Source organism: Mesorhizobium sp. M5C.F.Ca.IN.020.32.2.1 (assembly GCF_004023105.1).
GTDB lineage: Bacteria > Pseudomonadota > Alphaproteobacteria > Rhizobiales > Rhizobiaceae > Mesorhizobium > Mesorhizobium wenxiniae.
In genome coordinates this window covers 1-2,382 of record NZ_RZSX01000920.1, presented here as the reverse complement: position 1 = coordinate 2,382, position 2,382 = coordinate 1, and the positions used below count along the sequence as shown (strand labels likewise).

Annotated in this window: 4 protein-coding genes; 3 read left to right on the top strand and 1 reads right to left on the bottom strand. The window is 59.9% G+C overall.

The features are described 5' to 3' along the window. Positions 1 to 646: FIST N-terminal domain-containing protein (locus EOA86_RS30885; RefSeq protein ID WP_281035713.1), on the bottom strand; the 646-nt coding region annotated here is incomplete at its 3' end. Positions 647 to 887: 241 nt separating this feature from the next. Between EOA86_RS30885 and EOA86_RS30880 the strand changes: the two genes are divergently transcribed. The 3 genes from EOA86_RS30880 to EOA86_RS30870 form a co-directional block, all read left to right on the top strand. Then, complete coding sequence (locus tag EOA86_RS30880; RefSeq protein ID WP_128345074.1) at positions 888 to 1,307, top strand: nuclear transport factor 2 family protein; 420 nt, start codon at positions 888 to 890, stop codon at positions 1,305 to 1,307. Positions 1,308 to 1,565: 258 nt separating this feature from the next. Further along, complete coding sequence (locus EOA86_RS30875; protein WP_128345072.1) at positions 1,566 to 2,069, top strand: (2Fe-2S)-binding protein; 504 nt, start codon at positions 1,566 to 1,568, stop codon at positions 2,067 to 2,069. Positions 2,070 to 2,186: 117 nt separating this feature from the next. Beyond that, positions 2,187 to 2,382 (top strand): hypothetical protein (locus tag EOA86_RS30870; RefSeq protein WP_164892151.1); only part of this gene is annotated, 196 nt, incomplete at its 3' end.

Sequence of the window (2,382 nt, the reverse complement as noted above, 5' to 3'; positions counted from 1 at the left end):
GATCGGGATCGGATGCGGTCACCACCAGCTTCTCGTCGGTGGGAACGAAATTGTCGGTCTTGAACACGCGGAAAGGAATTTCGGTGGTGATCAGCACGATGATGGCACAGTCGGAGGCAACCTTGCCGTTCGAGATCAGCCGCGTCGTCTCGAATTTCAGATCGTCGCCCGCCGAACCGCCGATCAGTGGAATGTCATCGAGCCCCCAGTGGATCGCGGAGGTCACCGCTTCTTCGGCATAGGACAGCCCGTCGATGAAGCAAAGCGCGAAGGTGGTGTTGGTCCGTTCGTACCCGACGCGACCCTGCAGCGAGCGCCGCAGCGCCCCGACTTCACCGGTGATCCTGTCCATGCCCGACGAAGAGAGACTGTCGACCATAGTGCTTGCGACCGAAAACGATGCTGACGGAAGCAGCAATGCGAGGATCTGGCCTTCCTCCAGACCGCGCGGCGTGATTTCGCCGGCGGTGGAGCAGCCGGCATAGGCAAGTGCCGGCGCGTTGATCTTCAGCGCGTCCGACAGGGCCGCCGCATCGACAAGGCTCTGGGAGAAAAACAGCAGGGCGAAGCCGGCATCGATGGCTGCGGCTTCGGCCGCGACCGCCCGGGTGAACACATTGGCGTCGGGCTCATCCGTGGTGAGCACCGATAGGCCGCATGCATAGCGCGTCCGTGAACTGGCCAGCGGCTTCCTCCTCGATTCCTCCGACGCTCTTTTTGTGCGCGGCTCTTTTTGTGTGCGTTTGGCGCGCCGGCGTCGAAGTCATTGTTGTCTTCAAGTGCTGCTTTGGCAATGAGCCAACACGATGGATTTGAAGTTTCTGCTATCTTTGACGGCATCAGGTTCAAACTTCAAATCCAAAACCACACTGGAGGGAGCGTGATCCATGGAAGCGCAGGTCAGGAAGCTGTTCGAAAGGTACGAGCAGCAACTCGCCGGCGATGCCGACATGGACGAAGTCGCATCGGTCTATGCCTCCGCCTTCATTGCGGCGTCGCCTGCCGGCGTCATGGTCGGGAAGAACGACTACCAACTCAGGCAGGTTATGGAGCAAGGTTATGCTCATTATCGAGCGATCGGCATGAAGGAAATGCGAATACGGGCTGTTCGCGTCTCGCCGATAGACGAGCATCATTGCGTTGCCCACGTCGCCTGGACGTCGTCCTACGCTCGCAAAGACCGACCGGACGTCACGATCGATTTCGACGTCCACTACCTCGTCCAGAAGCTGGGCGGAGAGCCGAAAATATTTGGGTGGGTGTCAGGCGACGAGCAGGAGGTTCTCAGAAAACACGGCGTCGTCTGAATCGGCTTGCCGCGCTAGCCGTTCGTGGCCGCAAGTCGTCATCGCCACAGCGATCGTGGTTTCGCTTTGCTCCGCCGTTCCGGCCTTTGCGTGACCGAAAGTACAATAGGCGGATTTTCGGGCGAACTGCATTCTCACGACTTCGGGATTGCAAGCTGCTTTTTCGGCACGTTATACGGGAGGGGAAGAGCGGCAGCCGGGAGCACTCACGCGGCATCGGCGACAAGAGGACCAAGGTAAATTACCCAGGGAGGTTTCATGTCGGACATATCGTTGACGGTGAACGGAAAGCGGGTCGGTGGCGTCACCGAAGACCGCACGTTGCTGGTTCATTTCTTGCGGGAGAATCTTGGACTCACCGGCACGCATGTCGGTTGCGACACTTCGCAATGCGGCGCCTGTGTGGTCCATGTCGACGGCAAGGCGGTAAAGTCCTGCACAATGCTTGCGGTGCAAGCCTCCGGGTCGACCATCGCGACGATCGAAGGTTTGGCGGACGGAGCCGACCTGCATCCGGTGCAGGCGGCGTTCAAGGAGCATCACGGACTGCAGTGCGGTTTCTGCACGCCGGGCATGATCATGACGGCGACCGACATGATCAACCGTCACCCCGAAGGCCTCGACGAGGCCACGGTGCGGGCCGAGCTCGAAGGCAATATCTGCCGCTGCACCGGCTACCACAACATCGTGAAGGCGATCCTCGCCGCATCCGAGACGTTGGCCAAGGGAGCCGCCAAGGGCAAGGCCAGGCAAGCTGCGTGAGGGATGAAGTGAGTAGGGGAATAGGGGAGTAGGGAGTAAGCGATTTGGCTCTTAATTCCCTACTGCCCCGACTCCCTTACTCCCCTATTCCCCTACTTTTTCGGAGGAATTTCTGCGATGGGCATTGAAGGTGTTGGCGCTCGGGTAGCGCGCAAGGAAGACAAGCGGTTCATCACCGGCGCCGGCCGCTATGTCGAGGACATGGTGGTTCCCGGCATGAAGCATGCGGCCTTCGTGCGCAGCCCGCACGCGCATGCTGAGATCAAGAAGATCGATGTCAAAAAGGCTGAGGCCATGCCGGGCGTCATCGGTG